Raw genomic sequence first — 16,119 nt, forward strand, 5'->3', positions numbered from 1 at the left:
TAATGTCGGCTAATTGGCGTTTTCCGGCTTGACCATCTGATCTTCGATGGCCTCCATATCGGCCGCTTCGCCCTCCTCGGTGCTCTCCGGAACGGCAAAAACCTGCCCCGGCCAGATGCGGTCGGGATCCTCGATCTGGTCCTGGTTGGCCAGATAGAGCGTCGTGTAGCGGATGCCACGGCCATAGACGCGCCGGGAGATGTGCCAGAGCGTGTCGCCGCGACGAATGATGACCGAACCGTCCACCGGAGCAAGCTTTGGCGCCGTGGTCTTCGCATCAGGGCTCGTAGCCTTCGCCGCCGCTTCGGGCTCCTGTGCGGGCTGCGAAGCCTCCGCCGACGGCAGGCGTGCATCCTTGCCGTCAACCGCATCGTTGCGCACATCCGAACCGGAATCCGGCGCAGCGACGGCTGCAACCTGTTCCCCCTCGGCCCGTGTGAAAGGCACGGCGGCACGGGCAACGACCGTACGCCCATCGTCTGAAAGCATGTCAGCACGGACAATGTAGTCGCCAATGGGCAGTTCACGGGTGGCTTCGATCAGGAAACGCCCGTTCGGCGTGGTCACCGTCTCTCCGAGAAGGATCTGGTTCACATAGACACGGATCGTGCTGCCGGGACGTGCGGCGCCGGCCACGAAAACCTGGCGACCGTCAATCTCGACCGCTTCGATAAAGGGGGATCCTGTGGCTTCCGCCGCTGTGGTGGCTGGCGGTGACTGTTCCTCCGTCTGCGCGGCCTCTGCCGGCTTTTCGCCTTCGGCCTCGGTGGCGACCGGAGCCGGCTCGCCCTGCGGTTTTTCTGCCGTGGCCGGCTGCTCCTGCCCGGTCGGGGCGGTCGCGGACGGCTCAGACGCGAGCTCAGCCTGTGTCTCGCTCTCGCTTTCCTGCGGCGCCTTTGCTTCCGGCACCGTAATCAGACGGCTCGGCGCACCCGGCTGATCGACGAGGGCAAGCACCTGCCCCGCCTCGTCGTCGGGCACGGTGACGATGGCCGTTTCTAGGGAAGTGGCGGCGAGATTGTCGGGTGTGGTGGCGCGTAGCACAATCTGGTAATCGCCCGGCTCAAGGGGTTCTTCGAGCACAGCCGCGAAGTCGCCCGACGCGCCGCTTGTGGCGGTTCCGAGAACGGTCGACCCATTGATGATCTCGACCCGCGCGTTGGGCTCTGCCTTGCCGGCGATCACCATGGAGCCGTTCGGCTCGACCCGCACGATATCGAAGGTTGGCGGGGCAATCTCCTGAGCCGGCTTCACCGGCTCGGAGGCATTTTCCTGACCGGCATCCCCCAGGCGCGCTTCCCTGGTGGCTGCACCCGCGCCCTGCTCATCCTGCTTTGCGGTCGCCGCCGGCGCGCCCGTGTCGGGCGATGGTGACGATGACAGGGCAGCCGGGCGTGGCTCCTGTGTGTCAAACGCGCCCAGAACATATGCGGCCCCGAGGCCCGCCACGACAGCGCCGGAGAGAAAAAGAAGCCCCTTTAAAGGTGTCAAGCCCATAAACCCACGATAGTCCCTTTGTGACAGGCTGTAACGCTTTTTCGCTCAAGCGACAAGAAAAAGCCTTTGTCCTCTTGACCATAACGGTAACGCAGACGAGCAATGGTTTCATGAGCATAATCGAGTCGGTATGCGTCTATTGCGGTTCAAGCAATGGGCGCGATGAACGTCATTTTCAGGCAGGACTGACGCTGGGGCGCAGTCTGGCGGAAGCCCGTTTGCGGCTGGTCTATGGCGCGGGTACCAAAGGCATCATGGGCGCAGTCGCCCGTGGTACGATGGATGCCGGCGGCACGGTGACCGGGATCATTCCGAAATTCCTGATCCGCCGCGAGGCCAACGAGGTGGATCTGGCCGAGCTTGACGAACTCATCGTCACCGAGGACATGCACCAGCGCAAGCACACCATGTTCGAGCGCTCGGATGCGTTCGTCGCCCTGCCCGGGGGAATTGGAACGCTTGAAGAGATCGTTGAAATCATGACCTGGGCACAGCTTGCCCGGCATGAAAAGCCGATGGTGTTCGCGAATATCGGCGGCTTCTGGAACCCGCTTCTGACGCTCGTCGATCACATGAAGCAGGAAGGCTTCGTGCATTCCGGCCACCGGGTCCGCCCGATCGTGGTGGATCAGGCGCAGGATATCGTTCCCGCAATCCTCAAGGCAGCCGCTCAGCGCGCGTCATCGAATGGTGAGGACCAGACGGTTATCGACCGGCTGTGACTGTCCACAGATTTCAATGAACAGGGCGGGATTGTCATCCTGCCGTTACTCGATTGCAGTCTCGCTGTAACACTGGCCTGCTTCGATCCGGTTGCGCGGTGCATGGCCTATGCATCCATCCATCGTCCGGAGTCTGAACGTTCAGCGTTCTCCGGCTTCGCATGTTCCGCGCACGCCGTCCCTGACCCGTCGATGCCCGCCGCACCCCTTCCCGGCATCCCGGGTTTCATTTGCCGCCCCTCTGGGGCGGCTATTTTTTTACCCGGCCCCCTGGGACGGCTATTTTTTTGCCCGGCGCGCGTCACGCAGCATCGACCAGCTATAAAGGGCAAGGGCTGCCCAGATGAGAGCGAACGCCACCGCCTTGACGCCGCCGAACGGCTCCTTGAAGACGAATACAGCGATCAGGAAGATCATGGTCGGCGCGGTGTACTGCATGATGCCGATGGTGGAATAGCGCAGCAGCTTGGCACCCATGGCGAACAGGATAAGCGGAATGGCCGTGACCGGGCCGCAGCCGATGAGCAGAGCGATGTCGGCCGGGTTCGAAAGCGCGAAATGCGCCTCGCCCGACGCGCCGAGCCAGATGAGGTAGCCGAGAGCGGGCAGAGCAAGGATCAGGACTTCAAGGAAAAAGCCCTGGCTTGGCCCGATGGGCAGGGTCTTGCGCAGAATGCCGTAGGCCGCGAAGCTGAAGGCGAGGCTGAGGGACACCCAGGGCAGACCGCCCGCATCGGTCGTGAGGATCAGCACGGCAACGCCTGCAAGGCACACTGCGGCGATCTGGTAACGGTTGAGGCGCTCGCCGAGAAAGAGCGCCGCCATGGCGATGCTGACAAGCGGGTTGATATAGTAGCCGAGTGCCGTCTCGACGGCACGGTCGACCGCGATCGCCCAGACATAGATGCCCCAGTTGCAGGAGATGATCGCCGCCGTCAGCGCTGCCATCAGCAATGTGCGCGGCGAGCGCAGCGCCTGGCGGATATCGGCCGTGCGACCGAGAAAATAGAGGATGACCGCCGCCACCGGAAGAGACCAGAGAACGCGGTGAGCCACCACCTCCATCGCCGGGATGTGGGAAACAAGCTTCATGTAGAGTGGCAGGAAGCCCCAAAGGCCATAGGCAGACAGAGCGAAGAAGAAGCCGCGCGTCGCGTCGTTAGAGTCCGCCTCAAGCGGCTTTTCTGCTTCTGCTATCTCGGACATCTGCTTTCCACGAAAAGCCCGGCGGGGGTGACAGGCGTTCGATTATCCTGTCATACCGCTCTGGATCGGCGCCATCTCATTTTATTGGTCCAGCGCATTCGCTCGTCTCGATCAGGCGGCGTTCTCTTCTGCGGCATCTGCCTTGTCCCGGTTCTTGACCAGTTTGTAGACGATGGAATCCATCAGGGCCTGGAACGACGCATCGATGATGTTGTCGGAGACACCGACGGTCCACCAGCGGGCGCCCGTCCCGTCGAAGGATTCGATCAAGACGCGGGTGATCGCCTCGGTACCGCCATTGAGGATACGCACCTTGTAGTCGGCCAGCGCCAGATCCGAAATTTCGGCCTGATACTTGCCGAGATCCTTGCGCAGGGCGATGTCGAGCGCGTTGACCGGCCCGTGACCTTCCGCGACCGACATGAGCGTCTCGCCGTCAACGGTCACCCGGACCACGGCTTCCGACACGGTTTTCAATTCGCCATTGGCATCGAACCGACGCTCCACCATGCAGCGGAAACCGTCGACCCTGAAAAACTCCGGCACGCGGCCGAGCGTGCGCCGAGCGAGAAGTTCAAAGCTTGCATCGGCTCCTTCATAGGCATAGCCCTCGGCCTCCCGCTCCTTGACGAGCGCAATCAGCGTATCGAGGCGCGGGTCGGCCTTGTCGACGGCAACACCGCGGCGCTTTAGTTCGGCAATGAAGTTCGATTTCCCGCCCTGATCCGAGACCATGACGCGGCGCGTGTTGCCAACGCTTTCCGGCGGCACGTGCTCATAGGTTTCGGGCTCCTTGAGCACAGCAGAAGCATGGATGCCGGCCTTGGTGGCGAAGGCCGATGCGCCGACATAGGGCGCCTGCTGCTCCGGCGCGCGGTTCAAAAGCTCGTCAAAACCGTGGGAAAGGCGCGAAAGATCGGCCAGTTTCTCGGTGGGAATGCCGGTCGTGAAGCGTTCCGCATAGGCGGGTTTGAGCGCCAGCGTCGGCAGGATCGTCACCAGATTGGCGTTGCCGCAGCGCTCGCCAATGCCATTGAGCGTGCCCTGTATCTGGCGCACGCCTGCCTCGACGGCGGCAAGCGAATTGGCCACGGCCTGGCCCGTGTCGTCATGAGCATGGATGCCCAGATGCGCGCCGGGAATGCCAGCCGCGATCACGGCACTCACGATTTCCCTGATCTCTGTCGGCTGCGTGCCGCCATTGGTGTCGCACAGCACCACCCAGCGGCTACCGGCTTTATGGGCCGCCTTCGCGCAGGCCAGCGCGTAGTCCGGATTGGCCTTGTAGCCATCGAAGAAATGCTCACAGTCGACCATCGTCTCCTTGCCGGCGGCAACCGACGCCTCGACCGAGGCGGTGATCGATTCCAGATTTTCCTCATTGGTGCAGCCGAGCGCGACGCGCACATGGTAATCCCAGCTCTTGGCGACAAAGCAGATCGCATCGCTGGCCGACTGAAGCAGGGCCGCGAGGCCGGGATCATTGGAGGCGGAGACACCGGCACGCTTGGTCATGCCGAAGGCGACAAAAGCGGCATTGCCGGTGCGCTTCTTCGAAAAGAAGGCCGTGTCGGTGGGGTTCGCGCCGGGATACCCGCCTTCCACATAATCGAAGCCGAAATCGTCGAGCAGCTTTGCCACCGCGATCTTGTCCTCGACGGAAAAATCCACGCCCGGCGTCTGCTGGCCATCGCGCAGCGTGGTGTCGAAAAGGTAGATACGTTCTCTTTTTGCCATGGTCATTTGCCTGCAAACTGGTCTGTTGCCCGGATCAGACGGTCGAGAATGCCGGGTTCGGAAAAGGCGTGCCCCGCCCCTTCGATCAGGTGAAATTCCGCGTCAGGCCAGGCCTTGTGCAATTGCCAGGCGTAGTGGGCCGGGCACGGCATGTCGTAGCGGCCGTGAACGATGACGCCGGGAATGCCGGTGAGCTTGTGGGCATCGCACAGAAGCTGGCCTTCCTCAAACCAGCCGCCATGAACGAAGAAATGGTTTTCAATGCGGGCGAAGGCGATGGCGAAATCGTCGCCGCCATGCTGCTCCGTGAGGCCGGGATCGGGCAAAAGGGTGATGGTTTCCCCTTCCCACAGGCTCCATGCCTTTGCCGCCTCGAGCTGAACAGCACGATTCTCGGACACGAGGCGCCTGCGATAGGCGCCCATCAGGTCACCGCGTTCGGCCTCCGGGATCGGGGCGACGAAGCGCTCCCACTTTTCAGGGAACATCTGCGACACGCCGAACTGGTAGTACCATTCAAGCTCCGCGCGGGTGAGCGTGTAGATGCCACGCAGGATCAGCTCGGAGACGCATTCGGGATGGGTCTCGGCATAGGCAAGCGCCAGTGTGGACCCCCAGGAGCCGCCAAAGACCTGCCATTTGTCGACGCCCATCATGTTGCGCAGCCGCTCGATGTCGGCCACCAGATGCCAGGTGGTGTTTGCCTCCAGCTCCGCATGGGGTTTCGAGCGCCCGCAGCCGCGCTGATCGAAGAGCACCACATCGTATTTTTCCGGATCGAACGCGCGGCGATGCGTGGGTGAACAGCCGCCGCCCGGGCCGCCATGCAGGAACACCGCCGGTTTTGCGCCACGCGTGCCCACGCGCTCCCAATAGACCGTGTGGCCATCGCCCACATCCAGCATACCGCTGTCGAAGGGCTCGATTTCAGGATAAAGCGTGCGCAATTCATTCATTCTCAGTGTCTTTCCGTGCGTTTTCAGGCAGCGGCCATTCGTCCGTGTCGTGATCGGGGTGCTGGTAGGAGACCAGGTCGCGCAGAAACTCCACCGCGTCCGCATCTTCCTCGGAGGTGTAACCCGGGAGGGCCGCGATGCCGTCGGTATAGGGCAACTTTCCTTCCATGCCCCACTGCACCACCGGCGCGATTTCCTCCGGATGGTCGAAGGCGGCGATGGCGATTGCCAGCCCGTCGGGCGCTTCATAGGTGAGCGGCGTGCCGCAGTGCCGGCAAAAGCCCCGCCGCACATGGCTGGACGACTGGAAGCGCTTGGGTTCGGCGCGTGTCCAGGTGAGCTTCGCGCCACGCACCGATACCAGCGGAAGCATGATGTTGCCGCTCGCCTTCTGGCACATGCGGCAATGGCAGACCGAAGCCTCGCCAAGCGCGCCTTCGATATGAAAACGCACCGCCCCACACTGGCAACCGCCGGAATAGACGGGCTTGTTGTCGAGGCTCATTCCCTGCCCTTTCTCCCAGAGTGCTTCCACTTTTGCCTGACGTGTAAAAGCGCTCAATCTTATCGTTCTTACGCAGTTCCGGACGGAAAACCGGTCGCCACTTTTCCTGGAATTGCTCTAGGCCGGCTTGTGACAGACGGCCTCCACATTGTTGCCGTCAGGGTCGAAAACGAAGGCGCCGTAATAGTCTGCATGGTAATGGGGGCGCGGGCCCGGTGCACCATTGTCGCGGCCACCGGCCTCGAGTGCTGCCTTATGGAAAGCGTCCACCTCCTCACGGGTGTTGGCCGTGAAGGCGACATGTTTCGGTTCGGCAGCGGGTGCGCCTTCCGTCAGCCAGAAGACCGGCCGATCGCGGCCATACCCGCCGACCTTGACGCCATCGGTGTATTCCGGCGGCACCATCATCAGAAGCGACGCGCCGAGCGGGGCCATTGCCCTGTCGTAAAACGCCTTCGCACGCTCGAAATCCGCAACCTTGATGCCGATATGGTCGATCACCGTTTCACCTCCCATCTGGTGCGGCGTTCGCCGCTCTCCGTGTCCTTGTAGTCCATGAGCTGGACGCCCTGTGCGGCAAGTTCATCGCGGATGCGGTCGGCTTCGGCGAAGTTTTTCTCGCGCAACTGTGTGAGCCTCTTTTCCACCGCTGTTTCAACGAACCCGGTATCGATGGAGGCTTCCGACGCCTTGACGGCGAACCATTCGCTTTCCGTGCCTGCGAGCAGCCCGAGAAGACCCGCACTCGTTTTGAGAGCCTGTTTTGCCGCGCTGCTGCCTTTCGTCGCTTCGCTGCGCAATTCATGAAGGCTGGCAATGGCAGCGGTTGTTCCGAGATCGTCGCTGAGCGCGGCTATGGTATCGGCGCATCCGATATCACCGGCTTCAACATCGCCGACAGCCCGATACCACCCGTCGAGGACAGCCTCCGCCTCTTCGAGCTTGCGCACCGAAAAATCGATCGGCTCGCGGTAATGCGTCATCAGCATTGCAAGACGCAAAACCTCGCCGGGCCATTTGCGCCCGCCGAATTTCTCCGTCTCCAGCAGTTCATGGATGGTGACGAAATTGCCCTCGGATTTGGACATTTTTCGCCCCTCCACCTGGAGGAAGCCATTGTGCATCCAGTAGTGCGCCATGACATCGCGGCCATGGGCGCAGCAGGACTGCGCGATCTCGTTTTCGTGGTGCGGGAAGATCAGGTCGAGGCCACCGCCGTGAATGTCGAACTCCTCGCCGAGATAGGCCGCAGACATGGCCGAGCACTCGATGTGCCAGCCGGGGCGGCCGCGAATGGTCATTGCTGCGCCACGGATGGTGAAACGCGCATCCCACCCCGGCTCATCTGCCGAGGACTGCTTCCAGAGGACAAAATCGGCCGGGTTCTTCTTGTGCGCTTCCACCGCAATGCGGGCGCCAGCCTGCTGGTCTTCCAGCCGGCGTTTCGAAAGCCCGCCATAGGCGGGCATGGAGGCGGTGTCGAAAAGGATTTCTCCTTTCGCTTCATAGGCATGGCCGCGATCGATGAGAGATTGAATCAGGCTGGCCATGTCCGTCAATCCGTCCGCGCGCGGCAGGACGAAATCGGTGGCACGCGGCTCGATGGTCGGCTTCAGGCAGCCGAGGGCGGCAACGTCCGAATGATACTGGTCGGCCGTTTTCTGCGTCACTTCGCGGATCGCCTCATTGAGCGGCAGGTCGGGATAGTCGCGGCGGGCGCGCGCGTTGATCTTGTCGTCGACGTCGGTGATGTTGCGCACATAGGTCACGTGGTCCTCGCCATAGAGATGGCGCAGGAAACGGTAAAGAACGTCAAAAACGATGGCCGGACGCGCATTGCCGATATGGGCATAGTCGTAGACTGTCGGCCCGCACACATACATGCGCACCTTGTCCGCATCGATGGGGACGAAGTCCTCTTTGGCCCGCGTGAGCGTGTTGTAGACCCTGAGGCCCCTGAAACCGTTCGTCATCCTCACCTTCCGTTTTCAACCCATCGCCATGCCGAAGCGGTGCGATATTGCGGGCACGGTTTGCTCCGGCCGTCTGGCCTGGGCGTTTTTCTCGTCGGGAAAGGAGGGCGAAAACGTCCGGACCAGCGATAAGGCGCTAGCCGATAATGCAAATACCGATAATGGTGCACAGCGTTTTCATAGGCGTTCTTATCGCCGCAGGTGGCAGATGCGTCAAGACTAAAAGCTGAAAGCCAAAAGGCTGGGGATCGCGGCGAAACCCGGCGTTGCGGCCCTAAAGAGGTATTGCAAGCAAAATGGCATTGTGAAGGAAATGTTAAGGCTGATGCGGCAATTTTAGGAATGCGTCTTCCGACGGGGCGGTCTGTCAAGATTTTGTCGGATTTGGTCCCCATCTGCGCGGAAGGGACGACAACGCGGAACCAAGGATTAGTTATGCCCCGCGATATGAACAAGCCAGCAGAGTATACCGCCGAACAGGAAAAGCTCCTGCTTAGCCAGTATCACGCGGTTGGACCGGCAGCGATCAATGCCGCTCTGCAGTGCAAGGCCGAAAAGCCGGCACCGGCGCCGAAACAATCCCCTTACGACACGCAGACCGACTGAGGTTTCGCTCCGGTGTGACCGGAGCGTGTGGCAAGGGGCAGCACAGTTTCCAGACATTGCGAGAGCGATGCCAAGGATGATGTGCAGCGCATCTGGCGCTTCAATGCGACCTCAGCATAACATCATGCGGTTTTTTCGCTTGGACCGGCGGCAGGCGGCATGAGATGTGTCGGGACAGTCTCAGTGTCCAGTGAGTCCGCCAGATGAGGAACGACCCGCTTTCCCATGGCCTGTGGGAAAAAACAGCCCCTGCCGCGCCGCAGACAACAGCCCTTTCCGGCGATCAGTCGGCGATGGTTGCCATTGTCGGCGGCGGGTATACGGGTCTCTCGGCGGCACTTCGCCTGGCGGAGGCCGGTGCGGACGTCGCGGTTCTCGAAGCCGACGAAATCGGTTTCGGCGGTTCGGGCCGCAATGTCGGCCTTGTGAATGCGGGCATGTGGGTCATGCCCGACGACCTGCCCGGTATTCTCGGTGCGACCTATGGCGAGCGCCTGCTGAAAATTCTTGGCGACGCACCGCGCGTTGTGTTCGACCTGGCGAAGCGGCACGGCATGGACTGTGAGGCGATGCCTGTCGGGACGCTGCACTGCGCCGTCGGCGAAAACGGCCTCAGACAGCTTGATGAGCGCGCGCGGCAGTGGAAGGCGCGTGGTGCTCCGGTGCGGCTTCTCGACCGGCAGGAAACGGCGAAGAAGGTCGGGAGCGCGGCATATGCCGGCGCGCTGCTCGATGAACGGGCAGGCACGATCCAGCCGCTTTCCTACGCGCGGGGCCTTGCCCATGCGGCAGCACGGGCTGGTGCAAGGCTTCACACCGGTTCCCGGGTGACAAAGGCAGAGCGCAGCGGCGATGGCTGGCGGCTTGAAACGCCTCACGGCACGCTGTTGGCACGGCATGTGATCGTGGCAACCAACGCCTATACCACCACACCATGGTCTCAGATCCGCGAAGAGATCGTCCACCTGCCCTATTTCAATTTCGCCACCCCGCCCCTACCGCAGGCCGTGCGGGACCGGATATTGCCGGAGCGGCAGGGTGCGTGGGACACGAAGCAGATTCTGACCTCGTTCCGCTGGGACCGGGAGGGGCGGCTTATCTTCGGAAGTGTGGGGGCCCTGAAGGGCACGGGGCAGGCGGTTCACCGCGCCTGGGCGGAGCGGGCCATCGCCCGCCTGTTCCCAGAACTGAAAGGGACGCGGTTTGACCACTGCTGGTATGGCCATATCGGCATGACGGCCGATCATCTGCCGAAATTCCATCGTCTTGGCGAAAATGTCGTCGGTTTTTCAGGCTATAACGGGCGCGGCATCGGGCCGGGCACCGTGTTCGGCAAGGCCCTGGCGGAGCTTGTGCTGGGGCGCATTTCACAGGAGGAGCTTCCCCTGCCCGTCAGCGATGTGTCGCGCCAGTCGTTCCGGGGGTTGCGCGAGGGCGTCTATCGCTTCGGCGCCGAGGCCGTCCACCTCATGCGAACCGTCGTTTAAAAGAGATCGAGCTGACCACTGTCGTCTCCGGGCTTTGGGTCGATGTCCTTAGCCTCGCGGCGTTCCACGCGCTCCTGAAGGTCCGGGCCGGCATTTGCCACCTTATTGACCCGGTCCGACACGGGCACCGCCTCGAAGAAGCCGGGCTCGGCCGGTTTCAGAAGATCGGCCACATGGCGCGGTTCCTGGTTGAGGCAGTCCAGCCAGCGGTCGAAATCCTCCGACTTGATGACCACGGGCATGCGATGATGGATACCGCGCAGATCCGCATTGGCCTCCGTCGTCAGGATGGCGCCCGTGTCCATCTCCGTGCCACCGGGTTCCGACCAGCTTTCCATCAATCCGGCGAAGGCGATCAGGCCGCCATCGCGGGGCCGGATCCAGTATGGCTCCGCGCGTTTCGAGCCAACGCGTCGCCATTCGTAAAAACCATTGGCCGGAACCAGCGCGCGGCGATGGCGCATGGCGGTGCGGAAGGAGGCCTTTTCCGCCGCCGTTTCGGAGCGGGCGTTGAACAGAAGTGAGAAGTCGTCCGGATTTTTTGCCCAGGCGGGAATGAGCCCCCAGCGCACCAGCATGCTCTGCCGCGAAGGCAGGTTGGAACCGGCCGGTCGCGCCGGGCCGGACAGAGCCATCAGAACGGGCTGTGTCGGGGCGATGTTGTAGCGCGGGGGAAACGGCTCGAAATCGGTCACCGCGAGGAGCGACTGCACCGCGCCCGGCGTGTCGGTGAGAGCGAAGCGACCACACATGAGCTGATACCCCGACCAGTGTTTCAGTAACGGCCGGCCGCCTCCTCATAGAGGTAGCGGTCGTAAAGGCGCTCGGCATCGCGCACGCGGCCCTCGGCGAGGAACAGGTCCGATTCCTTCAGCGAAATCCGATTGCGCACCTTGCGACGGTCCTCGCCCTTGGCGGCGTCTTCGAGATCGTCGTAAAGCTGCTCGAGTTCGCGCTTGAGACGGTCATATTCCGACTGGGCGTCATGCACACGTTTGCCGACGCGGTAAGCGCTCTCGAATCCCGGTGCAACGTCGGAGGGGCAGGAATTGGCGTAGCTGCGCCCGTCGCGCCCGGCGCTCAGGCCATTTTCGGGGGTGCAATAGCGGCGAATGCCGTCTTCCCAGCCTGCGCGCCAGGCGCTTTCATCCACCGGCAGACTGTACTTGGCGCAGGCTTCGCGGTGCCTTTGAACATAGGACGGGCTGCGTCCGGCAGCGCCGTCGCTGCGTCCCAGGTCGCTCCAGTTCACCGATTCGCACTCGGTCTCGTTCAGCGTTGCACATGCTGACAAGGACAATATGAACGCCAGACCTGCAACCAGCCCCGTGCTTCGCATCACCCGCACGATTGCGTCCCCCATATTCTCAAGACATAAACACGGGCCGGACTGTTGGTGATCGGGTGGCAGGATGCAAGGGGTATGCCTGTGAAATCAGAGGAAATCCTCGCCGTTTCCGCGGCCGTTCTAAAGGACGGGCACGTTCTTCTGGTGCGCCGCGGCCGCCCGCCCGCGCAGGGCCTCTATGCCTTTCCCGGTGGTCGCGTGGAAGCGGGAGAAACCTTCGAGCAGGCGCTCGCACGCGAATTGCTGGAGGAGACAGGACTGGTCATAGAAACAGCCAGCCCCTATCGCGAAATCCTGCTCAACGGGGATGACGGGCAGCAGACCTTTCGGCTGATCGTGTTTCGCGCCACCGTTGCGGCAGGCGCCATCACCGCGGGTGACGATGCAAGCGAGGCCGGATGGTATGCAGCCGAGGCGATCACTGCCATGCCCCTCACTGAAAGCACGCGCGCGGTTATTGAAGAACTGCAACACTCGACCAATAGCTGAGCCCATGGGGCTCTGCGCCCTCAATCTTGCCACTTTCCTGAATGTCTGGTGATCGCCTTCCTGCAACTGCGGGCGTTTGACAGGCGGCGCTCGCTGGGAGACAACACGGCATGCGCAATGGTTCAGCACTTTTCGGCCTCGTGGTGGCCCTTTTCATGGCTGCGCCTGCGGCACGGGCCAACGACGCGACCTATGAAACACCACTTCTAAGGCTCGCTGAAGTGCTTGGTTCGATCCACTATCTGCGCAATCTGTGCGGAGAGGGTTCCGACACCTGGCGCGAGAAGATGGAAGAGCTTCTGGAAACGGAAGCGCCGACGCCGGCTCGCCGGGAAAAGCTGATCGCCAGCTTCAATCGCGGCTACAGATCCTTTGCAGGCACCTATGAAAACTGTACGGACCAGGCGCTTTCCGCCATCGACCACTATATGAACGAGGGCTCACGCATATCCAGCGAGATCGTGCAGCGCTACGGAAACTGAGACGTGACAATGAAGCGGCATCTGGTGAACGTCGGAAACCACTCAAACATGCAGGGCCGGACGCGGTGGCGGCGCCTTCTGATGGCCGGCCTGGCTGCGGCTGGTTTGACTGGAGCGAACGCCCTGCCCGCGTTTGCCCTCAGCGAACTGCAGCAGGTCGAACCGGCAGAGGAAGGCGAGAGCGGGTCCGATAGTGTCGAGCGTGTGCCACTGCCGCCCCCGATTCGCTTCCCGAACGCCGACACCGACACACCGGAAAGTTCTGAGCCGGGTGAGGATGCTATTCCCGTTGAGGATACCCCACTGCGCGATGTGGTGCGGCCGGATACCCAGATCGGAAAGGAATTGCCGGAGATCCTTTACGATCTGGAGCAGGTCCCCGAACCGGTGCGGCGGATGCATGGGCTGATCGTCGAAGCCGCCAAAAGCGGGGACATCGAACGTCTGCACCCACTGATCGGCAGCGGCGAGAGCGCGACGCGCCTCTCGCTCGGAGGGCTCGATGGCGATCCGCTCGATTTTCTCATCGAACTGTCAGGAGACGAGGGAGGCCAGGAAATATTGGCCATACTGCTCGAAGTCCTGCAGGCGGGCTATGTGCATCTCGATGCAGGCACGCCCCAGGAAATGTATGTCTGGCCTTATTTTTTCGCCATCCCGCTCGAATCCCTCGACAAGAAGCAGCGCGTCGAACTGTTCACGCTTGTGACTGCCGGTGACTATGAGGACATGAAGAGTTTCGGCGCCTACATCTTTTATCGCGTGGGTATAACGCCAGATGGACACTGGGCGTTTTTCGTGGCCGGAGACTGAGCCGTTTCTTGCAATCGCCTGGAACGCCCCCATATCCGGTGGAGCTCAGGGAGGTGTCCCATGGAGGGGATAGCGCAATCGCAAAGCGGCCTTGCCGCATCGCCGCGAAGCCCGGGGAGGCGCGGACGCCTTGTCAGGCGCGTCATCCTCTTTCAGGTGAAGCTCATGGCCGACGGCATGCGCGATGTCGTTATGAGTCCCCTGTCGATCGCCGCCGGTCTGTTCGGTCTCATTTCACGCAACGGAAGCGCCGAGGTCTATCTCGACCGCCTGATGCGGTTTGGCAGGGAGACGGATCACTGGATCAATCTTTTCGACCACCGAAGCGCGCCGCACGACACGCCCTCCCCCTCACTCGACAACATCGCCGAGCAGATCGAGGAGGCACTGCGCCGCGACTTTGAAAACGGTGGCCTGAGCGCCAGAAGCGCCAAAGCTCTTGCCGAGGCTGCGGCCCGCCTTAGGGAGAAGGCCGGGCGTTGAGCCAATCCGGAATGCGCCGCCATTCCTGACACCTACCGGGTTGTCGTCAGCGACAAAGCATCCTAGCTAGGATTAGAACCCGTTCATCCAGCCGGATCAGCCATGCCAACCTGCCACCTAGACAATCGCGCCCTCTTCCAGTTGCAGGGGCCCGAGGCCGAACACTTTCTTCAAAACGTGATCACGAACGATCTCTCGGCTCTCAAGGATGGCGAATGCCGCCCGAGCGCCCTGCTCACCCCTCAGGGCAAGATTCTGTTCGATTTTCTCGTTTCCCGCGCCGGCAGCGAAACGCTGCGGATAGAATGTCGAGCGGATATCGCGGCTGACCTGGTGAAGCGCCTGACCCTCTACAAGCTGCGCGCGAAAGTGGATATTTCCGAGATAGAACAACGCACTATCGCGGTTTCGTGGCAAAGTGATTCTGCTTCTTCAGAAAAAGATTCAACGCTGACGGACTGTCGCTTTCCCGCAGACCTGAACGTGCGGCGGCACTATGGCGAAACGCCCGAAGCCGACAGCACCAGGGAGCGCTGGGATGAGCTGCGGATTTCCCATGCCGTTGCTGAAAGTGGCAACGACTTTGCGTTGGGCGACGCCTTTCCTCATGATGTTCTCTATGACCAGAACGGCGGCATCGGGCTTAAGAAGGGCTGCTTTGTCGGCCAGGAAGTGGTCTCGCGGATGCATCACCGGGGGACGGCCCGCCGGCGGCTTCTGATCACCGAAAGCGATTCCGACCTGCCTCCTCCGGGCACCGAGCTGCGCGCGGACGGCAAACCTCTGGGAACACTGGGCACGGTCTCGGGCCCGAAGGGCCTGGCCATCGTGCGGATCGACAGGGTCAAAGACGCGATGGACACCGGAACACCCGTCTTGGCAGGAGACACAGCCGTAACATTTGCCATCCCGCAATGGGCCAGCTTCACCTTTCCAGAATCGACGGAAAGTGCGGGCTGATGCCGGCTTCGACCAAAACCGGGGCCCCTCGCGCATGGCAGCGCATGCTGTCCGGCCGTCGCCTGGACCTTCTGGACCCGTCTCCACTGGATGTAGAGATCAGCGATATCGCTCATGGCCTTGCCCGTGTTGCCCGCTGGAACGGGCAGACCGAGGGCGACCATGCCTATTCCGTGGCTCAACATTCGCTTCTGGTGGAAGAGATTTTTTGCAGGATCACACGCGACGTCACGCCCGAGTGTTCCATGGCCGCGCTGCTGCATGACGCGCCCGAATATGTCATTGGCGACATGATTTCCCCATTCAAGGCCACGCTGGGCGACGACTACAAGTCTGTCGAGAAGCGCCTGCAGCGCGCCATCCACCAGCGCTTCGCTCTTACACCGGATCTGCCGGTACGGCTGAAGAAAGCAATCAAACGCGCCGACCAGATCGCGGCCTTTTATGAGGCGACGCAATTGGCAGGCTTCGGCGTGACGGAGGCCGCGAGGTTCTTCGGTCGCCCGCGCGGGCTGCCTCCGGAAGGGCTGAGGCTCGATCCGCAGCCACCCAGGCTGGCGCAAAAAGCCTTCCTCGATCGTTTCGCCGATATTGAAGAAAAGAGAAAACTTCAATCCTAAGTATTTCTTATTTTCACCCCTAATGAAGAATTTAATATAAACTTTTCACGAATTACTTAATTTATTGACGCCGTAAAATTATATTATATATATTCTTTTCCATCATAAATACACTTGATATATTCGCTATCCAAACTGATGCAGTTCAGCGTTTCTTATCTTACTTCAAGAATTCTTGGATGGATGGGAACGTCGACGGGGCGGTGCTTCGGTTTCTGAAAAAAGAAACCCCGAA

18 protein-coding genes are annotated in these 16,119 nt (G+C 61.6%); 9 read left to right on the forward strand and 9 right to left on the reverse strand.

Annotated elements, in window-relative coordinates:
• Window positions 1–9 precede the first annotated feature (9 nt).
• Window positions 10–1,497: an Ig-like domain-containing protein gene (locus AC07E3_RS15170; RefSeq protein WP_478363058.1), complete on the reverse strand. Its 1,488-nt coding sequence runs from the start codon at window positions 1,495–1,497 to the stop codon at window positions 10–12.
• Window positions 1,498–1,607: 110 nt separating this feature from the next.
• On the opposite strand from AC07E3_RS15170, the gene AC07E3_RS15175 reads away from it, so the two are divergent.
• Window positions 1,608–2,219: an LOG family protein gene (locus tag AC07E3_RS15175; protein WP_478363060.1), complete on the forward strand. Its 612-nt coding sequence runs from the start codon at window positions 1,608–1,610 to the stop codon at window positions 2,217–2,219.
• 279 nt (window positions 2,220–2,498) lie between these two features.
• On the opposite strand, the gene rarD is transcribed toward AC07E3_RS15175, so the two are convergent.
• The 6 genes from rarD to cysS form a co-directional block, all read right to left on the reverse strand.
• Window positions 2,499–3,425, reverse strand: coding sequence for an EamA family transporter RarD (gene rarD, locus AC07E3_RS15180; RefSeq protein ID WP_336065635.1), 927 nt, complete (start codon window positions 3,423–3,425; stop codon window positions 2,499–2,501).
• Window positions 3,426–3,536: 111 nt separating this feature from the next.
• Window positions 3,537–5,168: a citramalate synthase gene (gene cimA / locus AC07E3_RS15185; protein ID WP_478363063.1), complete on the reverse strand. Its 1,632-nt coding sequence runs from the start codon at window positions 5,166–5,168 to the stop codon at window positions 3,537–3,539.
• The gene (gene pip / locus AC07E3_RS15190) at window positions 5,165–6,118 is read right to left on the reverse strand and encodes a prolyl aminopeptidase (protein WP_478363065.1); all 954 of its coding nucleotides are present in this window, start codon (window positions 6,116–6,118) and stop codon (window positions 5,165–5,167) included. Before pip ends, cimA begins: the two co-directional genes overlap by 4 nt.
• Complete coding sequence (locus AC07E3_RS15195; protein ID WP_478363198.1) at window positions 6,111–6,623, reverse strand: GFA family protein; 513 nt, start codon at window positions 6,621–6,623, stop codon at window positions 6,111–6,113. The genes pip and AC07E3_RS15195 overlap by 8 nt, the downstream gene beginning before the upstream one ends.
• Before the next feature lie 117 nt (window positions 6,624–6,740).
• A complete protein-coding gene (locus tag AC07E3_RS15200) occupies window positions 6,741–7,124 on the reverse strand; it encodes a VOC family protein (RefSeq protein ID WP_336065642.1) in 384 nt (127 codons plus the stop codon).
• Window positions 7,121–8,596: a cysteine--tRNA ligase gene (gene cysS, locus AC07E3_RS15205; protein ID WP_478363067.1), complete on the reverse strand. Its 1,476-nt coding sequence runs from the start codon at window positions 8,594–8,596 to the stop codon at window positions 7,121–7,123. The genes AC07E3_RS15200 and cysS overlap by 4 nt, the downstream gene beginning before the upstream one ends.
• A 435-nt stretch (window positions 8,597–9,031) precedes the next feature.
• Here cysS and AC07E3_RS15210 point away from each other — a divergent pair, with 435 nt between their 5' ends.
• Together AC07E3_RS15210 and AC07E3_RS15215 are read left to right on the forward strand one after the other, a co-directional pair.
• The gene (locus AC07E3_RS15210; RefSeq protein ID WP_157776523.1) at window positions 9,032–9,202 is read left to right on the forward strand and encodes a transcriptional regulator; all 171 of its coding nucleotides are present in this window, start codon (window positions 9,032–9,034) and stop codon (window positions 9,200–9,202) included.
• 203 nt (window positions 9,203–9,405) lie between these two features.
• Window positions 9,406–10,689: an NAD(P)/FAD-dependent oxidoreductase gene (locus tag AC07E3_RS15215; protein WP_478363070.1), complete on the forward strand. Its 1,284-nt coding sequence runs from the start codon at window positions 9,406–9,408 to the stop codon at window positions 10,687–10,689.
• Here the strand turns inward: AC07E3_RS15215 and AC07E3_RS15220 are convergent.
• Window positions 10,686–11,441, reverse strand: a complete 756-nt coding sequence (locus AC07E3_RS15220; protein ID WP_478363072.1) for an SOS response-associated peptidase — start codon at window positions 11,439–11,441, stop codon at window positions 10,686–10,688. The genes AC07E3_RS15215 and AC07E3_RS15220 overlap by 4 nt on opposite strands.
• A gap of 23 nt (window positions 11,442–11,464) precedes the next feature.
• Window positions 11,465–11,989: a DUF2799 domain-containing protein gene (locus AC07E3_RS15225; protein ID WP_478363073.1), complete on the reverse strand. Its 525-nt coding sequence runs from the start codon at window positions 11,987–11,989 to the stop codon at window positions 11,465–11,467.
• A gap of 123 nt (window positions 11,990–12,112) precedes the next feature.
• On the opposite strand from AC07E3_RS15225, the gene AC07E3_RS15230 reads away from it, so the two are divergent.
• From AC07E3_RS15230 to AC07E3_RS15255, 6 genes are all read left to right on the forward strand, one after another.
• Complete coding sequence (locus AC07E3_RS15230; RefSeq protein WP_478363075.1) at window positions 12,113–12,526, forward strand: NUDIX hydrolase; 414 nt, start codon at window positions 12,113–12,115, stop codon at window positions 12,524–12,526.
• Window positions 12,527–12,636: 110 nt separating this feature from the next.
• On the forward strand, window positions 12,637–13,008 hold the full coding sequence (locus AC07E3_RS15235) for a TIGR02301 family protein (RefSeq protein ID WP_478363077.1): 372 nt from the start codon (window positions 12,637–12,639) through the stop codon (window positions 13,006–13,008).
• A gap of 48 nt (window positions 13,009–13,056) precedes the next feature.
• Window positions 13,057–13,821 carry a hypothetical protein gene (locus tag AC07E3_RS15240; RefSeq protein ID WP_478363079.1) on the forward strand — a complete coding sequence of 255 codons (765 nt, stop codon included), beginning with the start codon at window positions 13,057–13,059 and terminating at the stop codon, window positions 13,819–13,821.
• A gap of 60 nt (window positions 13,822–13,881) precedes the next feature.
• Entirely contained in the window at window positions 13,882–14,304 is a 423-nt protein-coding gene (locus AC07E3_RS15245; RefSeq protein ID WP_336065661.1) for a hypothetical protein, read from the forward strand.
• 102 nt (window positions 14,305–14,406) lie between these two features.
• On the forward strand, window positions 14,407–15,264 hold the full coding sequence (ygfZ, locus tag AC07E3_RS15250) for a CAF17-like 4Fe-4S cluster assembly/insertion protein YgfZ (protein WP_478363081.1): 858 nt from the start codon (window positions 14,407–14,409) through the stop codon (window positions 15,262–15,264).
• Window positions 15,264–15,884 carry a YfbR-like 5'-deoxynucleotidase gene (locus AC07E3_RS15255; protein ID WP_478363083.1) on the forward strand — a complete coding sequence of 207 codons (621 nt, stop codon included), beginning with the start codon at window positions 15,264–15,266 and terminating at the stop codon, window positions 15,882–15,884. Before ygfZ ends, AC07E3_RS15255 begins: the two co-directional genes overlap by 1 nt.
• Window positions 15,885–16,119 lie beyond the last annotated feature (235 nt).

The organism is Nitratireductor lacus, from assembly GCF_056431025.1.

Bases quoted from the DNA above. Each gene is read 5' to 3' on its own strand.
- AC07E3_RS15170 (WP_478363058.1), bottom strand. From the start codon at position 1,497: ATGGGCTTGACACCTTTAAAGGGGCTTCTTTTTCTCTCCGGCGCTGTC.
- AC07E3_RS15175 (WP_478363060.1), top strand. From the start codon at position 1,608: ATGAGCATAATCGAGTCGGTATGCGTCTATTGCGGTTCAAGCAATGGG.
- rarD (WP_336065635.1), bottom strand. From the start codon at position 3,425: ATGTCCGAGATAGCAGAAGCAGAAAAGCCGCTTGAGGCGGACTCTAAC.
- cimA (WP_478363063.1), bottom strand. From the start codon at position 5,168: ATGACCATGGCAAAAAGAGAACGTATCTACCTTTTCGACACCACGCTG.
- pip (WP_478363065.1), bottom strand. From the start codon at position 6,118: ATGAATGAATTGCGCACGCTTTATCCTGAAATCGAGCCCTTCGACAGC.
- AC07E3_RS15195 (WP_478363198.1), bottom strand. From the start codon at position 6,623: ATGAGCCTCGACAACAAGCCCGTCTATTCCGGCGGTTGCCAGTGTGGG.
- cysS (WP_478363067.1), bottom strand. From the start codon at position 8,596: ATGACGAACGGTTTCAGGGGCCTCAGGGTCTACAACACGCTCACGCGG.
- AC07E3_RS15210 (WP_157776523.1), top strand. From the start codon at position 9,032: ATGCCCCGCGATATGAACAAGCCAGCAGAGTATACCGCCGAACAGGAA.
- AC07E3_RS15215 (WP_478363070.1), top strand. From the start codon at position 9,406: ATGAGGAACGACCCGCTTTCCCATGGCCTGTGGGAAAAAACAGCCCCT.
- AC07E3_RS15220 (WP_478363072.1), bottom strand. From the start codon at position 11,441: ATGTGTGGTCGCTTCGCTCTCACCGACACGCCGGGCGCGGTGCAGTCG.
- AC07E3_RS15230 (WP_478363075.1), top strand. From the start codon at position 12,113: ATGCCTGTGAAATCAGAGGAAATCCTCGCCGTTTCCGCGGCCGTTCTA.
- AC07E3_RS15235 (WP_478363077.1), top strand. From the start codon at position 12,637: ATGCGCAATGGTTCAGCACTTTTCGGCCTCGTGGTGGCCCTTTTCATG.
- AC07E3_RS15240 (WP_478363079.1), top strand. From the start codon at position 13,057: ATGCAGGGCCGGACGCGGTGGCGGCGCCTTCTGATGGCCGGCCTGGCT.
- AC07E3_RS15245 (WP_336065661.1), top strand. From the start codon at position 13,882: ATGGAGGGGATAGCGCAATCGCAAAGCGGCCTTGCCGCATCGCCGCGA.
- ygfZ (WP_478363081.1), top strand. From the start codon at position 14,407: ATGCCAACCTGCCACCTAGACAATCGCGCCCTCTTCCAGTTGCAGGGG.
- AC07E3_RS15255 (WP_478363083.1), top strand. From the start codon at position 15,264: ATGCCGGCTTCGACCAAAACCGGGGCCCCTCGCGCATGGCAGCGCATG.